14 protein-coding genes are annotated in these 18,630 nt (G+C 51.1%); 9 read left to right on the top strand and 5 right to left on the bottom strand.

Annotation, left to right across the window (positions count from 1 at the left end; genetic code table 11):
- The first annotated feature begins 21 nt into the window (after positions 1-21).
- From dmsA to AC3ITF_RS14750, 5 genes are all read left to right on the top strand, one after another.
- Complete coding sequence (gene dmsA / locus AC3ITF_RS14770; protein WP_117341707.1) at positions 22-2,466, top strand: dimethylsulfoxide reductase subunit A; 2,445 nt, start codon at positions 22-24, stop codon at positions 2,464-2,466.
- Between the two features lie 10 nt (positions 2,467-2,476).
- Entirely contained in the window at positions 2,477-3,094 is a 618-nt protein-coding gene (gene dmsB, locus AC3ITF_RS14765; RefSeq protein WP_096757690.1) for a dimethylsulfoxide reductase iron-sulfur subunit DmsB, read from the top strand.
- 1 nt (position 3,095) lies between these two features.
- The gene (locus AC3ITF_RS14760; protein ID WP_489175794.1) at positions 3,096-3,959 is read left to right on the top strand and encodes a dimethyl sulfoxide reductase anchor subunit family protein; all 864 of its coding nucleotides are present in this window, start codon (positions 3,096-3,098) and stop codon (positions 3,957-3,959) included.
- Positions 3,960-4,239: 280 nt separating this feature from the next.
- The gene (locus AC3ITF_RS14755) at positions 4,240-5,388 is read left to right on the top strand and encodes an MFS transporter (RefSeq protein ID WP_096757688.1); all 1,149 of its coding nucleotides are present in this window, start codon (positions 4,240-4,242) and stop codon (positions 5,386-5,388) included.
- A 213-nt stretch (positions 5,389-5,601) separates the two neighbouring features.
- A complete protein-coding gene (locus tag AC3ITF_RS14750) occupies positions 5,602-7,023 on the top strand; it encodes an APC family permease (RefSeq protein ID WP_096757687.1) in 1,422 nt (473 codons plus the stop codon).
- Between the two features lie 48 nt (positions 7,024-7,071).
- Here the strand turns inward: AC3ITF_RS14750 and AC3ITF_RS14745 are convergent, their stop codons facing one another.
- From AC3ITF_RS14745 to ycaO, 5 genes are all read right to left on the bottom strand, one after another.
- Positions 7,072-7,863: a PA3715 family protein gene (locus AC3ITF_RS14745; RefSeq protein ID WP_164496606.1), complete on the bottom strand. Its 792-nt coding sequence runs from the start codon at positions 7,861-7,863 to the stop codon at positions 7,072-7,074.
- A 97-nt stretch (positions 7,864-7,960) separates the two neighbouring features.
- Positions 7,961-8,701: a pyruvate formate lyase 1-activating protein gene (gene pflA / locus AC3ITF_RS14740; protein WP_096757686.1), complete on the bottom strand. Its 741-nt coding sequence runs from the start codon at positions 8,699-8,701 to the stop codon at positions 7,961-7,963.
- Positions 8,702-8,891: 190 nt separating this feature from the next.
- Complete coding sequence (gene pflB, locus AC3ITF_RS14735) at positions 8,892-11,174, bottom strand: formate C-acetyltransferase (RefSeq protein WP_096757685.1); 2,283 nt, start codon at positions 11,172-11,174, stop codon at positions 8,892-8,894.
- Positions 11,175-11,233: 59 nt separating this feature from the next.
- Positions 11,234-12,091, bottom strand: a complete 858-nt coding sequence (gene focA / locus AC3ITF_RS14730; RefSeq protein WP_135322512.1) for a formate transporter FocA — start codon at positions 12,089-12,091, stop codon at positions 11,234-11,236.
- Between the two features lie 405 nt (positions 12,092-12,496).
- Positions 12,497-14,257: a 30S ribosomal protein S12 methylthiotransferase accessory factor YcaO gene (gene ycaO, locus AC3ITF_RS14725; RefSeq protein ID WP_115258945.1), complete on the bottom strand. Its 1,761-nt coding sequence runs from the start codon at positions 14,255-14,257 to the stop codon at positions 12,497-12,499.
- 135 nt (positions 14,258-14,392) lie between these two features.
- Here ycaO and AC3ITF_RS14720 point away from each other — a divergent pair, with 135 nt between their 5' ends.
- The 4 genes from AC3ITF_RS14720 to cmk all read left to right on the top strand — a co-directional run bounded on the left by AC3ITF_RS14720 (position 14,393) and on the right by cmk (position 18,597).
- On the top strand, positions 14,393-15,085 hold the full coding sequence (locus AC3ITF_RS14720) for a DUF421 domain-containing protein (protein ID WP_117341710.1): 693 nt from the start codon (positions 14,393-14,395) through the stop codon (positions 15,083-15,085).
- Positions 15,086-15,299: 214 nt separating this feature from the next.
- On the top strand, positions 15,300-16,388 hold the full coding sequence (gene serC / locus AC3ITF_RS14715) for a 3-phosphoserine/phosphohydroxythreonine transaminase (protein ID WP_135912328.1): 1,089 nt from the start codon (positions 15,300-15,302) through the stop codon (positions 16,386-16,388).
- 70 nt (positions 16,389-16,458) lie between these two features.
- On the top strand, positions 16,459-17,742 hold the full coding sequence (gene aroA, locus AC3ITF_RS14710; RefSeq protein ID WP_181619009.1) for a 3-phosphoshikimate 1-carboxyvinyltransferase: 1,284 nt from the start codon (positions 16,459-16,461) through the stop codon (positions 17,740-17,742).
- A 171-nt stretch (positions 17,743-17,913) separates the two neighbouring features.
- On the top strand, positions 17,914-18,597 hold the full coding sequence (cmk, locus tag AC3ITF_RS14705; RefSeq protein WP_489175793.1) for a (d)CMP kinase: 684 nt from the start codon (positions 17,914-17,916) through the stop codon (positions 18,595-18,597).
- Positions 18,598-18,630: the final 33 nt, after the last annotated feature.

Raw genomic sequence — 18,630 nt, 5'->3', positions numbered from 1 at the left:
TGAGCAGCAGAGTGAGCCACTATGAAAACTAAGATCCCCGATGCCGTGCTGGCAGCTGAGGTGAGTCGTCGCGGTTTGGTCAAAACGACGGCGATAGGCGGGCTGGCGATGGCCAGCAGCGCGTTTACCCTGCCATTTACCCGTATTGCCAATGCTGCAGAAGCCATTAATCCGGCGCAGATCAATGAGAAAGTGATCTGGAGCGCCTGTACGGTGAACTGCGGTAGCCGCTGTCCGCTGCGTATGCACGTGGTGGACGGTGAAATCAAATATGTTGAAACCGACAACACCGGCGATGACAATTATGACGGCCTGCACCAGGTTAGAGCCTGCCTGCGCGGCCGCTCTATGCGCCGTCGTGTCTATAATCCGGATCGGCTGAAATACCCAATGAAGCGCGTGGGTAAGCGCGGTGAAGGTAAGTTTGAGCGCATCAGTTGGGATGAGGCCTATGACATCATCGCCACCAACATGCAGCGCCTGATCAAAGACTACGGCAACGAGTCTATCTACCTGAACTACGGCACCGGTACGCTGGGCGGAACCATGACACGCTCATGGCCACCGGGTAAAACGCTGGTCGCTCGTCTGATGAACTGCTGTGGTGGTTATCTGAACCACTACGGGGATTACTCTTCTGCACAAATCGCGGCTGGTTTGAACTATACCTACGGCGGCTGGGCGGACGGTAACAGTCCGTCTGATATCGAAAACAGTAAACTGGTTGTTCTGTTTGGTAATAACCCTGGTGAAACCCGCATGAGCGGTGGCGGGGTGACGTATTACCTTGAACAGGCACGGCAGAAATCCAATGCGCGAATGATTATTATCGATCCGCGCTACACGGACACCGGTGCGGGTCGTGAAGATGAATGGATCCCGATTCGTCCGGGCACCGATGCGGCACTGGTCAATGGCCTGGCGTACGTGTTGATTACCGAAAATATGGTTGATCAACCGTTCCTCGATAAATACTGCGTGGGGTATGACGAGAAAACTCTCCCGGCGAGCGCACCAAAGAATGGCCACTATAAGGCTTACATTTTAGGTCAGGGTAAAGACGGTATCGCGAAGACCCCGGAATGGGCCGCGCAGATAACCGGTATTCCTGCGGAACGCATCGTTAAGCTGGCACGTGAAATTGGCAGCGCCAAACCTGCCTACATCAGTCAGGGTTGGGGACCACAGCGTCACGCCAATGGTGAAATTGCCACCCGTGCTATTTCTATGCTGGCTATCCTGACCGGTAACGTCGGTATTAATGGTGGCAACAGCGGTGCGCGTGAAGGCTCTTATGATCTGCCGTTTGAACGTATGCCGACGCTGGAAAACCCGGTTGAAACCAGTATCTCGATGTTTATGTGGACGGACGCCATTGAGCGCGGCCCGGAAATGACGGCACTGCGTGACGGTGTTCGCGGTAAAGATAAGCTTGATGTGCCCATTAAGATGATCTGGAACTATGCTGGTAACTGTCTGATTAACCAGCACTCTGATATCAACCGCACGCATGAAATCCTGCAGGATGATAAGAAGTGCGAGATGATTGTCGTCATTGATTGCCACATGACGTCCTCGGCGAAATACGCGGATATTTTGCTGCCAGACTGCACAGCGTCTGAACAAATGGACTTCGCGCTGGATGCCTCCTGCGGGAATATGTCGTATGTGATTTTCACCGATCAGGCCATCAAACCTCGCTTTGAATGCAAGACCATCTACCAAATGACCAGCGAACTGGCGAAGCGCCTTGGCGTTGAGCAGCAGTTTACGGAAGGCCGTACTCAGGAAGAGTGGATGCGTCATTTGTATGAACAGTCGCGCAAAGCGATACCTGAACTGCCTACGTTTGAAGAGTTCCGCAAGCAGGGAATCTTTAAACAGCGCGATCCAGAAGGACATCATGTGGCGTACAAAGCGTTCCGTGAGGATCCTCAAGCCAACCCGCTCACAACGCCATCGGGCAAAATTGAAATTTATTCTCAGGCGCTGGCAGACATTGCGGCCACCTGGGAATTGCCTGAAGACGATGTGATCGATCCATTGCCAGTTTACGCCCCGGGCTTTGAAAGTTTAAGCGATCCGCTGGCGGATAAATTCCCGCTGCAGTTGACGGGCTTCCACTACAAATCTCGCGTTCACTCGACCTATGGCAACGTGGATGTACTGAAAGCGTCCTGCCGCCAGGAAATGTGGATCAACCCGTTGGATGCGCAACGACGCGGTATTAGCAACGGCGACAAGGTACGCATCTTTAACGAGCGTGGCGAGGTGCATATCGAGGCGAAAGTGACGCCGCGTATGATGCCGGGCGTGGTAGCGCTAGGTGAGGGAGCCTGGTATGACCCGGATATGAAACGTGTGGATCAGGGCGGCTGCATCAACGTGCTGACGACCCAGCGTCCTTCTCCGCTCGCGAAGGGGAACCCGTCACATACGAACCTTGTTCAGGTTGAAAAGGTGTAAGGAGTAACCGATGACAACCCAGTATGGATTTTTTATTGATTCCAGCCGTTGCACCGGTTGCAAAACCTGCGAACTGGCCTGCAAAGACTACAAAGATTTAACCCCGGATGTCAGCTTCCGCCGTATTTACGAATATGCCGGTGGCGACTGGCAAGAAGACAACGGCGTTTGGCACCAGAACGTCTTTGCCTATTACCTGTCTATTGCGTGTAACCATTGTGAAGACCCGGCGTGTACCAAGGTATGTCCGAGTGGCGCGATGCACAAGCGTGAAGACGGTTTTGTGGTCGTCGATGAGGATGTGTGCATTGGCTGTCGTTATTGCCATATGGCCTGTCCTTACGGCGCGCCACAGTACAATGCGGCCAAAGGGCATATGACCAAGTGTGATGGCTGCCACGACCGTGTGGCCGAGGGCAAAAAGCCGATTTGCGTCGAATCTTGTCCATTGCGCGCGCTGGATTTTGGTCCGATTGATGAACTGCGCAAAAAACACGGTGAGCTGGCGGCGGTTGCGCCACTACCGGGCGCACATTTCACCAAACCTAGCATTGTAATCAAACCTAATGCCAATAGCCGCCCGACCGGGGATACCACGGGTTATCTGGCTAATCCGAAGGAGGTGTAAGATGGGAAGTGGATGGCATGAGTGGCCGCTGATGATCTTCACGGTCTTCGGGCAGTGCGTGGTTGGCGGTTTTATTGTTCTGGCGCTGGCATTGATGAAAGGGGGATTACGTCCCGACGCACAGCAGCGCGTCGTTGCCTGTATGTTGGGCCTGTGGGTGTTAATGGGCATCGGCTTTATTGCCTCCATGCTGCACCTGGGATCGCCGATGCGTGCTTTTAACTCCCTTAACCGTATCGGAGCCTCTGCACTGAGTAACGAAATTGCCAGCGGTTCGCTGTTCTTCGCGGTGGGCGGTATCGGCTGGCTGATGGCGACATTGAAAAAAATGTCGTCTGCGTTACGTACTCTGTGGCTAATCGTCACTATGGTACTGGGCGTGGTTTTCGTTTGGATGATGGTGCGGGTGTATAACACCATTGATACGATCCCAACCTGGTACAGCCTCTGGACGCCGCTGGGCTTCTTCCTGACGCTGTTTTTGGGTGGGCCGCTGTTAGGTTATCTGCTGCTGCGCGTGGCTGGAGTAGACGGCTGGGCAATGCGCCTGCTGCCGGCGATTTCCATATTTGCGCTGGTGGTGAGTGCTATCATGGCGGTGATGCAGGGCGCTGAACTGGCGACTATTCACAGTTCTGTTCAGCAGGCATCTGCATTGGTACCGGACTACGGCTCGCTGATGGCGTGGCGTATTGCGGCACTGGCTTTGGCGCTGTGCTGCTGGGTTGTGCCGCAGGTTAAAGGCTACCAACCGGCCGTACCGTTACTGTCAGTGGCGTTTATTTTGCTGCTTGTCGGTGAGCTGATCGGGCGCGGTGTGTTCTACGGTCTGCATATGACCGTGGGCATGGCGGTTGCCAGCTGATCTAAAGAATGCCGAATGGCGCAACTAACGGCGCCATTCGGCAAATAAAAAATGCGATACATCCATGAAATATTTCGACTGAACGAAACGCGATAATTTTGTTTTAGATCAATTAAAACAAACAGATGTGTTTTCCTCTTTTTTATCCATTCATATTAAGAATCAGTAATACGAATCGATCGTCATGAAAGCGCCTCAGGCCCCTGATTGCGCCGATTGACAATGTTTTTGGCAGTGGCATGATGCGCATGAAATTTGAACTTCCTCACGGTTTTTATTCATGTCTACCTATACCCGACCCGTTATGCTATTGCTGTGCGGGCTACTGCTGCTGACCCTGGCGATCGCCGTGTTAAACACGCTCGTCCCGCTTTGGCTCGCCCATGAAAATCTCCCGACCTGGCAGGTGGGTGTGGTCAGTTCGTCTTATTTCACCGGTAATCTGGTGGGGACGTTGCTGACCGGGTATTTAATCAGACATCTTGGCTTCAACCGCAGCTATTACATTGCCTCGTTTATCTTCGCCGTGGGGTGTATTGGGCTGGGTGTGATGGTGGGATTCTGGAGCTGGATGACCTGGCGTTTTATCGCCGGTGTCGGCTGTGCCATGATTTGGGTGGTGGTGGAAAGCGCGCTGATGTGCAGCGGGACCTCTCGCAACCGCGGACGCTTACTGGCTGCCTATATGATGGTCTATTACGTGGGAACGTTTTTAGGGCAGCTGTTAGTCAGTAAAGTCTCGACAGATCTCATGAGCGTTTTGCCGTGGGTCACTGGCACGATTCTGGCAGGCGTATTACCACTGCTCTTTACCCGCATTATGAATCAGCAAAGCGAGGAACAACATTCGACGCCGATAGCATCGATGTTGAGACTTCGTCAGGCGCGACTGGGCGTGAATGGCTGCATTATCTCCGGTATTGTGCTGGGCTCGTTGTATGGCTTGATGCCGCTGTACCTTAATCATCAGGGGGCCAGTAACGCCAGCATTGGTTTCTGGATGGCGGTGATGGTCAGCGCTGGTATTCTGGGACAATGGCCGATTGGTCGTCTGGCGGATAAATTAGGTCGCCTGCTGGTTTTACGCGTTCAGGTCTTTGTGGTGATCCTCGGTAGCATTGCGATGCTGAATCAGGCGGCAATGGCCCCTGCGTTGTTCATGTTAGGTGCGGCCGGTTTTACGCTCTATCCAGTGGCAATGGCCTGGGCCTGCGAAAAAGTGGAACATCATCAACTGGTTGCCATGAACCAGGCATTGTTATTAAGCTATACCGTGGGGAGCCTGCTGGGGCCGTCATTTACCGCGATGCTGATGCAGAACTTCTCAGATAGCCTGTTGTTTATCATGATCGCCAGCGTGTCGTTTATTTATTTACTGATGCTGCTGCGTAAAACAGGACACAAGCCCAATTCCGTGGCACATATCTGAAGCTATTTAACGATTACGGTGGGTTTCCATTCATACAAATTATGTATGTTTGGTGAGAATCCACCGTATTTAATTCCCCCTCATCTTTGCTGAAAAATAAACTGTGCAGAAGGTTATAGTTTTACATTCTGCCATTTCCGCCCGTTCATTTTACCGCGCATAATCCCTCGCCTCATTTATTGATATTTAAAATAACCCCACGAAGGATCGCGTATGGCCGGTGCACAGGAAAAACAGTTGCGATGGTACAACATCGCCTTGATGTCGTTTATTACCGTTTGGGGGTTTGGCAACGTTGTAAACAACTATGCTAATCAGGGATTAGTCGTTGTCTCCTCCTGGATTTTTATTTTTGCGCTCTATTTTATCCCTTACGCACTGATCGTCGGGCAGCTTGGCTCCACGTTTAAAGAGGGGAAAGGTGGCGTCAGTACCTGGATTAAACACACCATGGGGCCGGGGCTGGCTTACCTTGCCGCATGGACTTACTGGGTAGTGCATATTCCTTACCTGGCGCAGAAACCGCAAGCTATCCTGATTGCCCTGGGCTGGGCGCTGAAGGGGGATGGGTCACTCATTAAAGAATACACCGTCGTGGCGTTACAGGGGCTGACGCTGGCGCTGTTTGTCTTCTTCATGTGGGTTGCATCCCGTGGGATGAAGTCACTGAAAATTGTGGGTTCCGTGGCGGGAATTGCGATGTTTGTGATGTCGATTCTGTATGTCGTGATGGCGGTAACCGCGCCGGCAATTACGGATGTTGAGATTGCTACCACCAACATCACCTGGGAATCGTTCATTCCGCATATTGATTTTACCTATATCACGACGATTTCGATGCTGGTCTTCGCGGTGGGTGGCGCGGAAAAAATTTCACCTTACGTTAACCAGACTCGCAATCCAGGCAAAGAATTCCCGAAAGGGATGTTGATTCTGGCGATTATGGTGGCGGTATGTGCAATTCTCGGCTCGCTGGCAATGGGGATGATGTTTGACTCCCGGCATATTCCCGATGATTTAATGACCAATGGTCAATATTATGCTTTCCAGAAACTGGGCGAGTATTACGGGATGGGTAACACGCTGATGGTCATTTATGCGGTTGCCAACACGCTGGGGCAGATTGCTGCGTTGGTGTTTTCTATCGATGCGCCGCTTAAAGTCCTGCTGGGTGATGCGGACAGTCGATATATTCCTGCGCGTTTGTGCCGTACGAATGCGTCCGGCACACCGGTGAACGGTTATATATTAACGTTAGTATTAGTCGCGATTCTGATTATGTTGCCGACGCTGGGTATTGGTGACATGAATAATTTGTATAAATGGTTGCTGAATCTCAACTCAGTTGTTATGCCATTGCGTTATTTATGGGTGTTCGTGGCATTTATTGCCGTTATTCGGCTGGCGCAGAAATATAAGTCAGAATATGTCTTTATTCGCAACAAAACGCTGGCATTAACCGTCGGAGGATGGTGTTTTGCCTTCACGGCATTTGCTTGCGTTACCGGGATTTTTCCAAAAATGGAAGCCTTTACCCCGGAGTGGACTTTCCAGCTGACGCTGAACATTGTGACACCGTTTGTACTGGTCGGATTGGGCTTAATTTTCCCGCTGCTGGCGAGAAGGAAGAGTTAAACGAGCGATAATAAGAAGGAGATAGCCAGGCTATCTCCTTCTGGCGGCTCAGGACAGCGGGGCAAGTTCGTCGGGAATGGTATATTGGTGACCGTCATAGCGCAGTAACCAGTTGGCTTTACCCGGTTTATCTTTCGCTGCGCATTGCTCATTGGCATCAACATAGCTCGTGGATGCCACGCTTTTCTCGGTTACCCGAATATCAACATACCCATTCTGCGAACCGGTATCCAGCGCCAGGCTGCGTTTACTGTCGCTGAAGGTTCCCTCGCAGTTGCCATCCCATTCTCCGCTGCTATTTTCCAGCACGATACCGTTTAGTATTGGCCGGAGCTGATTATTGTCGATGACATACAGCGAAAGTGCCGTTTCACTAAATGGATTGACCCGAGAACTGCCGGTGCGGGAGATACGCAAGCCGAATGCGGTCTGTTCAGGCGTAACCTTCCAGCGAGCGGTATCAAGTGCCAGGCCGGTGATGCGAATGGCATCGTCGCTCATTCTCTCTGGCAGGCGTAATCGTTGTTTTACGTCGAGTGTGGTGGAATCGAGCACCAGAAGCTCCATATCGCCGACGTTATCGTAATCGCTATACTGCTGTGTCATTAATGGTACAGCGGCCAGCGTCAGCTCAGGGTGCGCTGGCCAGATGCGGCAAATCGCGCTTTTGGGTGAATCACTGTGGGTGGTAATGACCCGGTTATCTTGAGTGATGGTGCCTTGCGACGTTGTCCTGGCATCCGGCCAGGCGTGCTGGATGATGGCATTAATATCGCAGTTGCTGGCGGCATTCGCGGCCTGGGCAGACAACAGTAACACTCCTGAGATGAATAACCGCATGACGTCCTTTCCTGTGTTGTGACCCGTTTGCCGAAGAGGTAAGTGCAGATAACAAAACGGCCACCATGTTAGGCAGCCGTTTTACAAGGATGTAAACTCAATACATCACTTTATGACCATACTGTTCCAGGATACCTTTCACGCGATCCATGGTTTCTTTCTTCGGTGGCTTAACGCCATCCAGCTTATATTCTTCGCCCATCGCCACCCATTTGTGTTTACCCAACTCATGGTAAGGCAGTAATTCGATTTTTTCGACGTTGCCCATATCACGTGTAAACTCGCCCAGACGGTGTGCTGAGTCGTCATCGTCAGACCAGCCTGGTACGACGACGTAGCGGATCCACACCTTGATGTCTTTGTTAGACAGATAGCGTGCGAACTCCAGTGTACGATGGTTAGACACACCGACCAGGTTCTGGTGAATTTCGTCGTTCATCTGTTTGAGGTCGAGCATCACCAGATCGGTGACTTCCAGCAGTTCATCAATCACCGGATCGTAGCGGCGGACAAAACCGTTGGTGTCGAGACAGGTATGAATACCTTCTTTTCTACAGGCGCGGAACCAGTCACGAACGAATTCGGCCTGCAGAATAGCCTCACCACCGGATGCCGTTACGCCGCCACCGGAGGCGTTCATAAAGTGGCGATAGGTCACCACTTCTTTCATCAATTCTTCGACGGTGACTTCTTTACCACCGTGCGTGTCCCACGTATCACGGTTATGGCAATACAGGCAGCGCATCAGGCAGCCCTGGAAGAAGGTAATAAAGCGGATGCCCGGGCCGTCTACGGTGCCACAGGATTCAAAGGAGTGAATGCGACCAATAACTGACATTGCGGTGTATCTCCAGATGTGGCCCATCCGGGGCCAGAGTGAGTGCACAGTTATTAACTGTGTCGAGTCTGTTTTGGCAGTCATCCATAAGTATAGATAGCTGACGAAAGAGACTTAGTTGCTAAAAAGGCCCCACTTACGTGGAGCCTTTATTGTACGACATTTAACGCGTGATTTCAGTCAAAACCAATTACATGGTCTGAGTGAAAGTACGAGTAATAACATCCTGCTGCTGTTCTTTAGTCAGGGAGTTAAAACGTACTGCATAACCCGATACACGGATGGTCAGCTGAGGATATTTCTCAGGATGTTCCATCGCGTCCAGCAGCATTTCACGGTTCATGACGTTCACGTTCAGGTGCTGACCACCTTCGATGGACGCTTCGTGATGGAAATAACCGTCCATCAGGCCTGCCAGGTTGGTCTTACGAACTTCGTCGTCTTTACCCAGTGCGTTCGGAACGATAGAGAAGGTATAAGAGATACCATCTTTAGCGTAAGCAAACGGCAGTTTAGCAACGGAGGTCAGAGAGGCAACAGCACCTTTCTGGTCACGGCCGTGCATTGGGTTAGCACCCGGTCCGAACGGTGCGCCAGCACGACGACCATCTGGGGTGTTACCGGTTTTCTTACCATACACAACGTTAGAGGTGATGGTCAGAACAGACTGAGTCGGGATAGCGTTACGGTAAGTAGTCAGTTTCTGAATTTTCTTCATGAAACGTTCTACCAGGTCAACCGCCATGTCATCAACGCGAGAGTCGTTGTTACCAAACTGCGGGTATTCGCCTTCGATTTCGAAGTCGATAGCCAGACCGTCTTCGTCACGAATCGGTTTAACTTTCGCATATTTGATTGCAGACAGGGAGTCAGCAGCAACGGACAGACCTGCGATACCACACGCCATGGTGCGAACAACGTCACGGTCGTGCAGCGCCATCAGAGCGGCTTCGTAGCTGTACTTGTCGTGCATGTAGTGGATGACGTTCAGTGCGGTGACGTACTGTTTAGCCAGCCAATCCATAAAGTGATCCATACGTTCCATCACTTCGTCGAAGTTCAGAACGTCACTTTTGATTGGTTCAGATTTCGGACCAACCTGGATTTTCAGTTTTTCATCAACGCCGCCGTTGATTGCGTACAGCATGGTTTTCGCCAGGTTTGCACGCGCACCGAAGAACTGCATTTGTTTACCAACAACCATCGGGCTTACGCAGCAAGCGATAGCGTAATCGTCGTTGTTGAAGTCCGGACGCATCAGGTCATCGTTCTCATACTGCAGAGAAGAGGTATCGATAGACACTTTAGCGGCGAATTTCTTGAAGTTCAGAGGCAGTTTTTCAGACCACAGAACGGTGATGTTCGGCTCCGGAGAAGGACCCATGGTGTACAGGGTGTTCAGGAAGCGGAAGCTGTTTTTGGTAACCAGAGTACGGCCGTCAACGCCCATACCGCCGATTGATTCAGTTGCCCAAATCGGGTCACCGGAGAACAGTTCATCATATTCAGGCGTACGCAGGAAACGAACCATACGCAGTTTCATGACCAGGTGGTCAATCATTTCCTGAGCGTCTTGTTCGGTGATTTTGCCTGCTTTGATATCACGTTCGATGTATGCATCCAGGAAGGTGGATACACGACCGAAGGACATTGCTGCACCGTTCTGAGACTTAACAGCGGCCAGGTAGCCGAAGTAGGTCCACTGGATAGCTTCCTGAGCGTTGGTAGCCGGACCAGAGATATCGCAGCCATATTTAGCCGCCATTTCTTTGATCTGACCCAGTGCGCGGTGCTGTTCAGCAATTTCTTCACGCAGACGGATAGTTGCTTCCAGGTTTACGCCATTTTCCAGATCGGACTGCAGAGAGACGAACTGAGCGTACTTGTCTTTCATCAGGTAGTCGATACCGTACAGCGCAATGCGACGGTAGTCACCGATGATACGGCCACGGCCATACGCATCTGGCAGACCAGTCAGAATACCGGATTTACGGCAGTTCAGAATGTCTTTGGTATAAACATCGAATACGCCCTGGTTGTGGGTTTTGCGGTATTCGGTGAAGATTTTTTTCAGCATCGGGTCCAGTTCGCGATTGTACGCTTTGCAGGAACCTTCAACCATTTTGATGCCGCCAAACGGAATGATCGCACGTTTCAGTGGAGCTTCAGTCTGCAGACCAACGATTTTCTCAAGCTGCTTGTTGATGTAGCCAGCATCGTGAGAAGTGATGGTAGAAGCAACGGAGGTGTCAAAGTCAACAGGCGCGTGAGTACGGTTTTCCTGTTTAACGCCTTCCATCACGCTGTCCCACAGCTTGGTGGTCGCGTCAGTTGCGCCAGCCAGGAAGGACTCGTCACCCTCATACGGAGTGTAGTTTTTCTGAATGAAGTCACGGACGTTTACTTCATTCTGCCAATCACCTTTGGTAAAACCTTCCCAGGCTGTGGCTAACTTTTCATTAAGCTCGGACATGTAACACCTACCTTCTTAAGTGGATTTTTTATTTACTACGTGTAATGGGCATCAACAAATTAGTGATGATCGTTACCACGTAGGTAAATGACCCAGTATGTCAACCCGACTAACAAACCGCCGCCGATAATGTTACCGATCGTAACCGGAATCAGGTTATCGGTGATGAAATTCATCACGGTCAGGTGTGAAAAATTCTCCGGAGAAGAACCGACAGCGGTCCAGAATTCCGGTGTGGCGAAATCGCGTATTACGATACCCATAGGGATCATAAACATGTTTGCGATACTGTGCTCAAAACCGCTGGCAACAAACATTGCGACCGGCAATACCATGATAAACGCTTTGTCCATCAGGCTACGGCCTGAGTAGCTCATCCATACGGCCAGGCACACCATCAGGTTTGCCAGAATACCGAGGCTGACGGCTTCAACAAAGGTGTGATGCACTTTGTGATCGGCGGTTTGCAGGACATTTAGCCCCCATGCGCCGTTAGCGGTCATATATTCGCCGGAAAGCCACATCAGTAGCACAAAGAGCAAGCAACCTACCAGGTTGCCAACATAAACGTTGAGCCAGTTTTTTGCCAGTTGGCCCCAGGTAATACGTCCACTGGCCTTAGCGACAACAATCAGTACGGTTGAAGTAAAGAGGTCAGCGCCGCAGACAACACAAAGAATCAGTCCCAGGGAAAAGCAGATACCACCGATCAACTTGGCCATACCGAAAGGCATTGTTCCAGTACCGGTCGTGGCGGTGATATAGAAAACAAAGGCAATTGAAATGAACACACCGGCAGTAATTGCCAGATAGAACGTCTTAAGCGGATGTTTCGTTGCTTTATAGACGCCTGCTTCTTCGGCAACTTTGGCCATAGCAGCAGGAAGTATAAGATCAAAAGGGTTGTCAGCTTTCACACTAACTCTCTCTTTATTAAGTCGGCGACGAGATACTAACAAAGCATTATAGATGAGAATTTGATATAGATCATATCTCGCCTGGCTTATAGGCCCGCAAGACGCATGGTTTTTATGCGATTACGGAGTAACTTTTTGATTATTATAGTAAAAATAAATTTTAAAAATTATAAAGTGAGTTGAATTTTTTCCTTTCGCCTCCCGTTGAGCGGTTAATTAAAATGGAGTAATTGAGATAAAATGCAACACTATCAAGCTATTTTTTTTAATATCAACTACTAATTTTTAACCTTGTTTTTACATTTATTTTTGATTAAGCAAAAATAAAAAAAACGGGGCACAAAATGCGCCCCGTAATATAGCGTAGTCAATTGTTGAAGCCTACTCAGAGCAGGCTAATTGCCATTATTTTGACCAGTATGCTGCTTTTGCACGCTGCAGTTTTTCATAGGCTTTCAGCAGAGACTGATGCGCCGGGAAAGCCTGCAGATCGCTATCGACGGACTGGAGGCCATAAAACGGCGCTTCTCCGCTTAATGCCGCACTCGCCGCTTCAACCGCATCGGCACCGTACATACGGACAAAAGCGTTCAGATACTGCAGCGGCTGGCGATCGTCTTCCTGCGACAACAGCAGCAGCGTTTGCAGGCAACGGTAGTAGTTGGCGCGTTCGGCGCTAAAGACCGATGCGTTAAACTCCATTGTCCATTCGGTCCAAATCAGTGCCTGCTCCAGGTCACCGCCGGCCAATGCCAGCATCACTTTCAGCTCACCAATACGCAGCGTAGACCAGCCGTTGTCTGAACCTGTTGCCAGACCCAGCAGCTCACGTACGCGGGTAAAGTCGTCAAAACCTTCTTCATCCAGTTGTTCGAGCAGGCTGAGATAGTCTTCTTTATCCCACTCGCTGCCCGGCAGAGAAAGAATGGTTTCACGCAGATGTGTGCCCATACCGTTGTTCGCTAACCACAGATCTTCAGCCGGATAGATATCGGACATCCCCGGAACGATGATGCGGCAGGCGTACACGCCCAGATGCTCGTAATCAGCGATATACACTTCTTTATCTTCGGTTTTGAAGATAGCCATCAGGGTGGCGAACTCTTCTTCCGTAGTGCCGGAGAAATTCCAGTCAACGAACGGATAATCGGCATCTTGCTTGAACAAATCCCAGGAGATCAGGCCGCTGGAATCGATGAAGTGGGTTTCGAGGTTGGTATGCTCAGCCACTTCTTCATCATCAAAGGTCGGGGGCATAAAGACATCAAGATCTTTCAGACCGCGGCCCTGCAACAGTTCAGTGACGGTACGCTCCAGTGCCACGCCGAAGTCCGGGTGGGCGCCAAATGACGCAAAGCAGGTCCCGTTAGCCGGGTTAAACAGTACTACACAGATAACCGGGTATTTGCCGCCCAGCGAGCCGTCATAGGCGAAAATTGGGAACCCTTCGGCTTCCAGTTTGGCGATGGACTCGACCACAGCCGGGTAACGCGCCAGCACGTCGGCTGGGATTTCCGGCAGACTGATGCTTTCTGCGATAATGCGGTTCTTCACATAACGTTCAAAGACTTCAGAAAGCCCCTGAACGCGTGCTTCATTTGGGGTGTTACCGGCAGACATTCCGTTGGAAACGTACAGGTTGCCAATGATATTCATCGGAATGTACACGGTTTGGTTATCAGACTGGCGGGTAAACGGCAGACCGCAAACGCCGCGTTCTTCATTGCCTGACTGCAGGTCGATCAGCATGCTGCCGGTCAGTTCATTTTCCGGATCGTAGAACGCGCGCAGACGGGCATCCAACAGACCTTCTGGAACGTCATCCTCTTCGGTTAACGGGAACCATTTTTCGTTCGGATAATGCACGAATGGACCGTTAGCGACAGTTTCACCCAGCCAGAAATCGGCAAAAAAGTAGTTGGTGGACAGACGCTCAAAATATTCGCCCAGCGCGGAAGCCAGCGCCGCTTTTTTCGTCGCGCCTTTACCGTTGGTGAAACACAGTGCGCACTCTTTATCGCGAATATGCACAGACCAAACGTTAGGAACGGGGTTTAACCATGAGGCTTCTTCAATCTGGAAACCAAGGTCGAGTAATTTTTGCTGGAAGCGGGCGATGGAATCTTCCAGCGCGGCATCTTTGCCGGGAATAAATGTTTGCGTCATGAAAATCACTTTTGTCGTACGGAAAGCGCGCAATGATACGGGTTTTATATGAATGGCGCTATCGCCGCCACTGCGGTGACGCAAATAAAAGCGTTGACTATGCTTTCACACGATAACCCACGTTAAGAGTACAAAATGAAAGCATTCGATTTACACCGTATGGCGCTGGATAAAGTGCCCATGGAGTTTCTGGGTGAGGTGGCGCTGCGCAGCTTGTATACCTTTATATTGGTTTTTCTGTTTTTAAAGCTCACGGGGCGGCGTGGTGTACGCCAGATGTCGCTTTTTGAAGTGTTGATTATCCTGACGCTGGGGTCGGCAGCGGGAGATGTGGCGTTTTATGACGATGTTCCGCTGCTACCGGTGCTGGTGGTATTCATTACCCTGGCGCTGCTGTATCGCTTAGTGATGTGGCTGATGGCACACAGTGAAAAGCTGGAGGATCTGCTGGAGGGTAAACCGCTGGTGATCATCGAAGACGGCGAACTGTCATGGTCGAAGCTCAATAACGCCAATATGACGGAATTCGAGTTTTTTATGGAATTGCGGTTGAACGGTGTAGAGCAATTAGGGCAGGTGAAGCTCGCTATTCTGGAGACAAACGGGCAAATCAGCGTCTATTTCTTTGCCGATGAAGACGTCAAACCCGGTCTCAGCATTCTGCCTAAACACTGTACGCAACGCTTTAAGGTGGTACCGGCGGCAGGGGATTATGCCTGCGTACGCTGTAGTGAAGTTATTCACATGCGCGCTGGGGATCATCAATTATGTCCGCGCTGTGCAAATCCAGAATGGACGAAGGCCAGTCGGGCAAAACGGGTCACCTGACAGCGAAAATATCGGTTTTGAGCCGTCAATCCGATAGATTCTGTTGTGTGACGAATGACACATTTTTCCCCTGACCCGTATTACCCATTGCGGCGCGTGTCGCTGAATGATAAAACCGATATCCACAGGAAAAACATATACCCAATGTCTGTCACAGGAATTATTGCCAACGACAGGATGTTGACCGGATAACAACACAACGTGGTGAGGGGAAATGACTCAGGTCTTCAATTTTAGTTCAGGTCCGGCAATGCTACCGGCGGACGTACTTAAACTGGCTCAACAGGATCTCCGCGACTGGAATGGTCTTGGCACGTCGGTGATGGAAATTAGCCACCGTGGTAAAGAGTTTATCCAGGTCGCAGAGGAAGCAGAGCAGGATTTTCGCGATCTCCTCAGCATTCCCTCCAACTACAAAGTGTTGTTCTGCCATGGCGGTGGTCGCGGTCAGTTCGCCGGGATCCCGCTCAATATTTTAGGCGATAAGACCACGGCAGATTACGTCGATGCCGGTTATTGGGCAGCCAGCGCCATTAAAGAAGCGAAGAAATACTGCACACCAAACGTGATTGATGCCAAAGTCACCGTTGACGGCCTGCGGGCGGTCACGCCAATGAGTGAATGGCAGCTTTCTGACAATGCGGCTTATCTGCACTATTGCCCGAACGAAACCATTGATGGTATTGCAATCGATGAGACGCCGAATTTTGCCAGTAACGTTGTGGTGACCGCTGACCTGTCTTCCACCATCTTGTCTGGGCCGCTTGATGTTAGCCGCTATGGCGTAATCTACGCCGGCGCGCAGAAAAATATCGGCCCAGCGGGTCTGACGATCGTCATCGTACGTGAAGATTTACTCGGCAAAGCGCACGTGTCCTGCCCGTCGATCCTCGATTACACCGTCCTGAACGACAATGACTCGATGTTTAACACGCCGCCGACATTTGCCTGGTACCTCTCTGGTCTGGTCTTTAAGTGGCTGAAAGCGCAAGGCGGCGTCAGCGCAATGGACAAAATTAACCAGCAAAAAGCGGAACTGTTGTACGGCGTCATTGATAACAGTGATTTCTATCGTAACGACGTTGCGGAGTCTAACCGCTCGCGCATGAACGTTCCTTTCCAGTTGGCTGACAGCTCACTGGATAAACTGTTCCTGGAAGAGTCTTTTGCTGCCGGTCTGCATGCGCTGAAAGGGCATCGTGTGGTCGGTGGGATGCGCGCGTCTATCTACAATGCAATGCCGCTTGAAGGCGTGAAAGCGTTGACCGATTTCATGATCGATTTCGAGCGTCGCCGCGGCTAATCTGCTGCTATTTTTCATCCCCACAGCCAGCCTGTGGGGTTTTTATATCTGTTTTTGAGAGTTAAGTTTCATGGAATCCCTGACGTTACAACCCATTGCGCGGGTAGATGGCACCATCAATCTGCCTGGTTCTAAAAGTGTTTCTAACCGCGCTTTGCTGCTGGCTGCATTAGCAAATGGCACCACTGTCCTGACCAACCTGCTGGACAGTGATGATGTCCGCCATATGCTTAACGCGCTGAATGCGTTAGGGATTAGTTATACCCTTTCTGCCGATCGTACCCGCTGCGAAATCATCGGTAACGGCGGCGCGTTACAGGCCGAAGGTGCAGTCGAACTGTTTCTTGGCAACGCCGGCACCGCGATGCGTCCGCTGGCGGCTGCGCTGTGTCTGGGGCACAACGATATTGTGCTGACGGGTGAACCGCGTATGAAAGAGCGCCCGATTGGCCATCTGGTCGATGCGCTACGCCAGGGGGGCGCAAACATAGATTACCTGGAGCAGGAAAACTATCCGCCTTTACGACTGCGCGGTGGTTTTATCGGTGGCCAGGTTGACGTGGACGGTAGCGTGTCCAGCCAGTTCCTCACCGCGTTGCTGATGACCGCGCCGCTGGCGCCGCAGGATACGACGATCGCAATTAAAGGCGAGCTGGTATCAAAACCTTACATCGATATTACGCTAAACCTGATGAAAACCTTTGGCGTTGAGATTGAGAACCAGGACTACCAACATTTTGTTGTCAAAGGTGGACAGCAGTACCAGTCCCCTGGCGCATACCTGGTGGAAGGGGATGCGTCATCGGCCTCGTATTTCCTTGCCGCCGGAGCGATTAAAGGCGGTACGGTGAAAGTCACCGGGATTGGCCGCAACAGCATGCAGGGCGATATTCGCTTTGCCGATGTGCTGGAAAAAATGGGCGCGACCGTGACGTGGGGAGATGATTTCATTGCCTGTACGCACGGGGAATTACACGCCATTGATATGGATATGAACCACATTCCGGATGCGGCGATGACGATTGCTACCGCGGCGCTGTTTGCGAAAGGCACCACGACTCTTCGCAACATCTACAACTGGCGAGTCAAGGAGACAGACCGTTTATTTGCGATGGCAACGGAGCTGCGTAAAGTGGGCGCTGAAGTGGAAGAGGGGCATGATTTTATCCGTATCACGCCACCTGCTACGTTAACATTTGCTGATATTGCGACCTATAACGATCACCGCATGGCGATGTGTTTCTCGCTGGTGGCGCTGTCTGACACGCCAGTCACTATTCTTGACCCTAAATGCACGGCCAAAACCTTCCCGGATTATTTCGAACAGTTGGCACGTATTAGTACACCTGCCTGATTTGATGGCCGCACTACCACGTGCGGCACATTCTGACATCCTCGATTGCCCATTTATTCTACACTCAGCTTCAATGATTCTGTATTTTTCACACAAAGATAACGATCGTTGACGTTGGCGCGTATAATGCGCGGCGTTTACGTTAACGTATGCCTGTTTAAGGAGAAAAAGATGACGGCAATTGCCCCGGTTATTACCATTGATGGCCCAAGCGGTGCAGGTAAAGGCACCTTGTGCAAAGCAATGGCGGAAGCATTGCAGTGGCATCTGTTAGATTCTGGCGCGATTTATCGTGTACTGGCGCTTGCGGCGTTACATCACCATGTTGATGTCGCCTCTGAAGATGCGCTGGTCCCGCTGGCGTCACATCTGGATGTGCGTTTTATCTCAACAGACGGCAATCTGGAAGTTATCCTGGAAGGTGAAGATGTTAGCGGTGAAATCCGCACTCAGGAAGTGGCAAACGCCGCCTCTCAGGTTGCTGCGTTTCCCCGTGTGCGCGAAGCGCTGTTGCGTCGTCAACGCGCCTTCCGTGAAGCACCGGGATTAATCGCTGACGGACGCGACATGGGGACCGTGGTATTCCCTGACGCGCCGGTGAAAATTTTTCTGGACGCTTCCTCGCAAGAACGTGCGCATCGACGTATGCTACAGTTGCAGGAGAAGGGCTTTAGTGTTAACTTTGAACGCCTTTTGGCCGAGATCGAAGAACGCGACGACCGCGATCGAAACCGTGCGGTAGCGCCGTTAGTTCCTGCTGTTGATGCCTTAGTTTTGGATTCAACCCGATTAAGCATTGAGCAAGTGATTGAAAAAGCGTTACAATACGCGCGCCAAAAACTGGCACTCGCTTAAGTGCGACCGAATTTGCAGTACCCCCGTAGCAAT

Source organism: Citrobacter sp. KH_055_1, assembly GCF_057838705.1.
The sequence above is the reverse complement of the archived record's forward strand: the minus strand, read 5'-3'. Positions and strand labels throughout refer to the sequence as shown.

What these genes read in the sequence shown, in the direction of transcription:
- AC3ITF_RS14755 (WP_096757688.1), top strand. Translation starts at nt 4,240, where the DNA reads ATGTCTACCTATACCCGACCCGTTATGCTATTGCTGTGCGGGCTACTG.
- serC (WP_135912328.1), top strand. Translation starts at nt 15,300, where the DNA reads ATGACTCAGGTCTTCAATTTTAGTTCAGGTCCGGCAATGCTACCGGCG.
- AC3ITF_RS14750 (WP_096757687.1), top strand. Translation starts at nt 5,602, where the DNA reads ATGGCCGGTGCACAGGAAAAACAGTTGCGATGGTACAACATCGCCTTG.
- AC3ITF_RS14720 (WP_117341710.1), top strand. Translation starts at nt 14,393, where the DNA reads ATGAAAGCATTCGATTTACACCGTATGGCGCTGGATAAAGTGCCCATG.
- AC3ITF_RS14760 (WP_489175794.1), top strand. Translation starts at nt 3,096, where the DNA reads ATGGGAAGTGGATGGCATGAGTGGCCGCTGATGATCTTCACGGTCTTC.
- ycaO (WP_115258945.1), bottom strand. Translation starts at nt 14,257, where the DNA reads ATGACGCAAACATTTATTCCCGGCAAAGATGCCGCGCTGGAAGATTCC.
- pflA (WP_096757686.1), bottom strand. Translation starts at nt 8,701, where the DNA reads ATGTCAGTTATTGGTCGCATTCACTCCTTTGAATCCTGTGGCACCGTA.
- dmsB (WP_096757690.1), top strand. Translation starts at nt 2,477, where the DNA reads ATGACAACCCAGTATGGATTTTTTATTGATTCCAGCCGTTGCACCGGT.
- pflB (WP_096757685.1), bottom strand. Translation starts at nt 11,174, where the DNA reads ATGTCCGAGCTTAATGAAAAGTTAGCCACAGCCTGGGAAGGTTTTACC.
- aroA (WP_181619009.1), top strand. Translation starts at nt 16,459, where the DNA reads ATGGAATCCCTGACGTTACAACCCATTGCGCGGGTAGATGGCACCATC.
- cmk (WP_489175793.1), top strand. Translation starts at nt 17,914, where the DNA reads ATGACGGCAATTGCCCCGGTTATTACCATTGATGGCCCAAGCGGTGCA.
- AC3ITF_RS14745 (WP_164496606.1), bottom strand. Translation starts at nt 7,863, where the DNA reads ATGCGGTTATTCATCTCAGGAGTGTTACTGTTGTCTGCCCAGGCCGCG.
- dmsA (WP_117341707.1), top strand. Translation starts at nt 22, where the DNA reads ATGAAAACTAAGATCCCCGATGCCGTGCTGGCAGCTGAGGTGAGTCGT.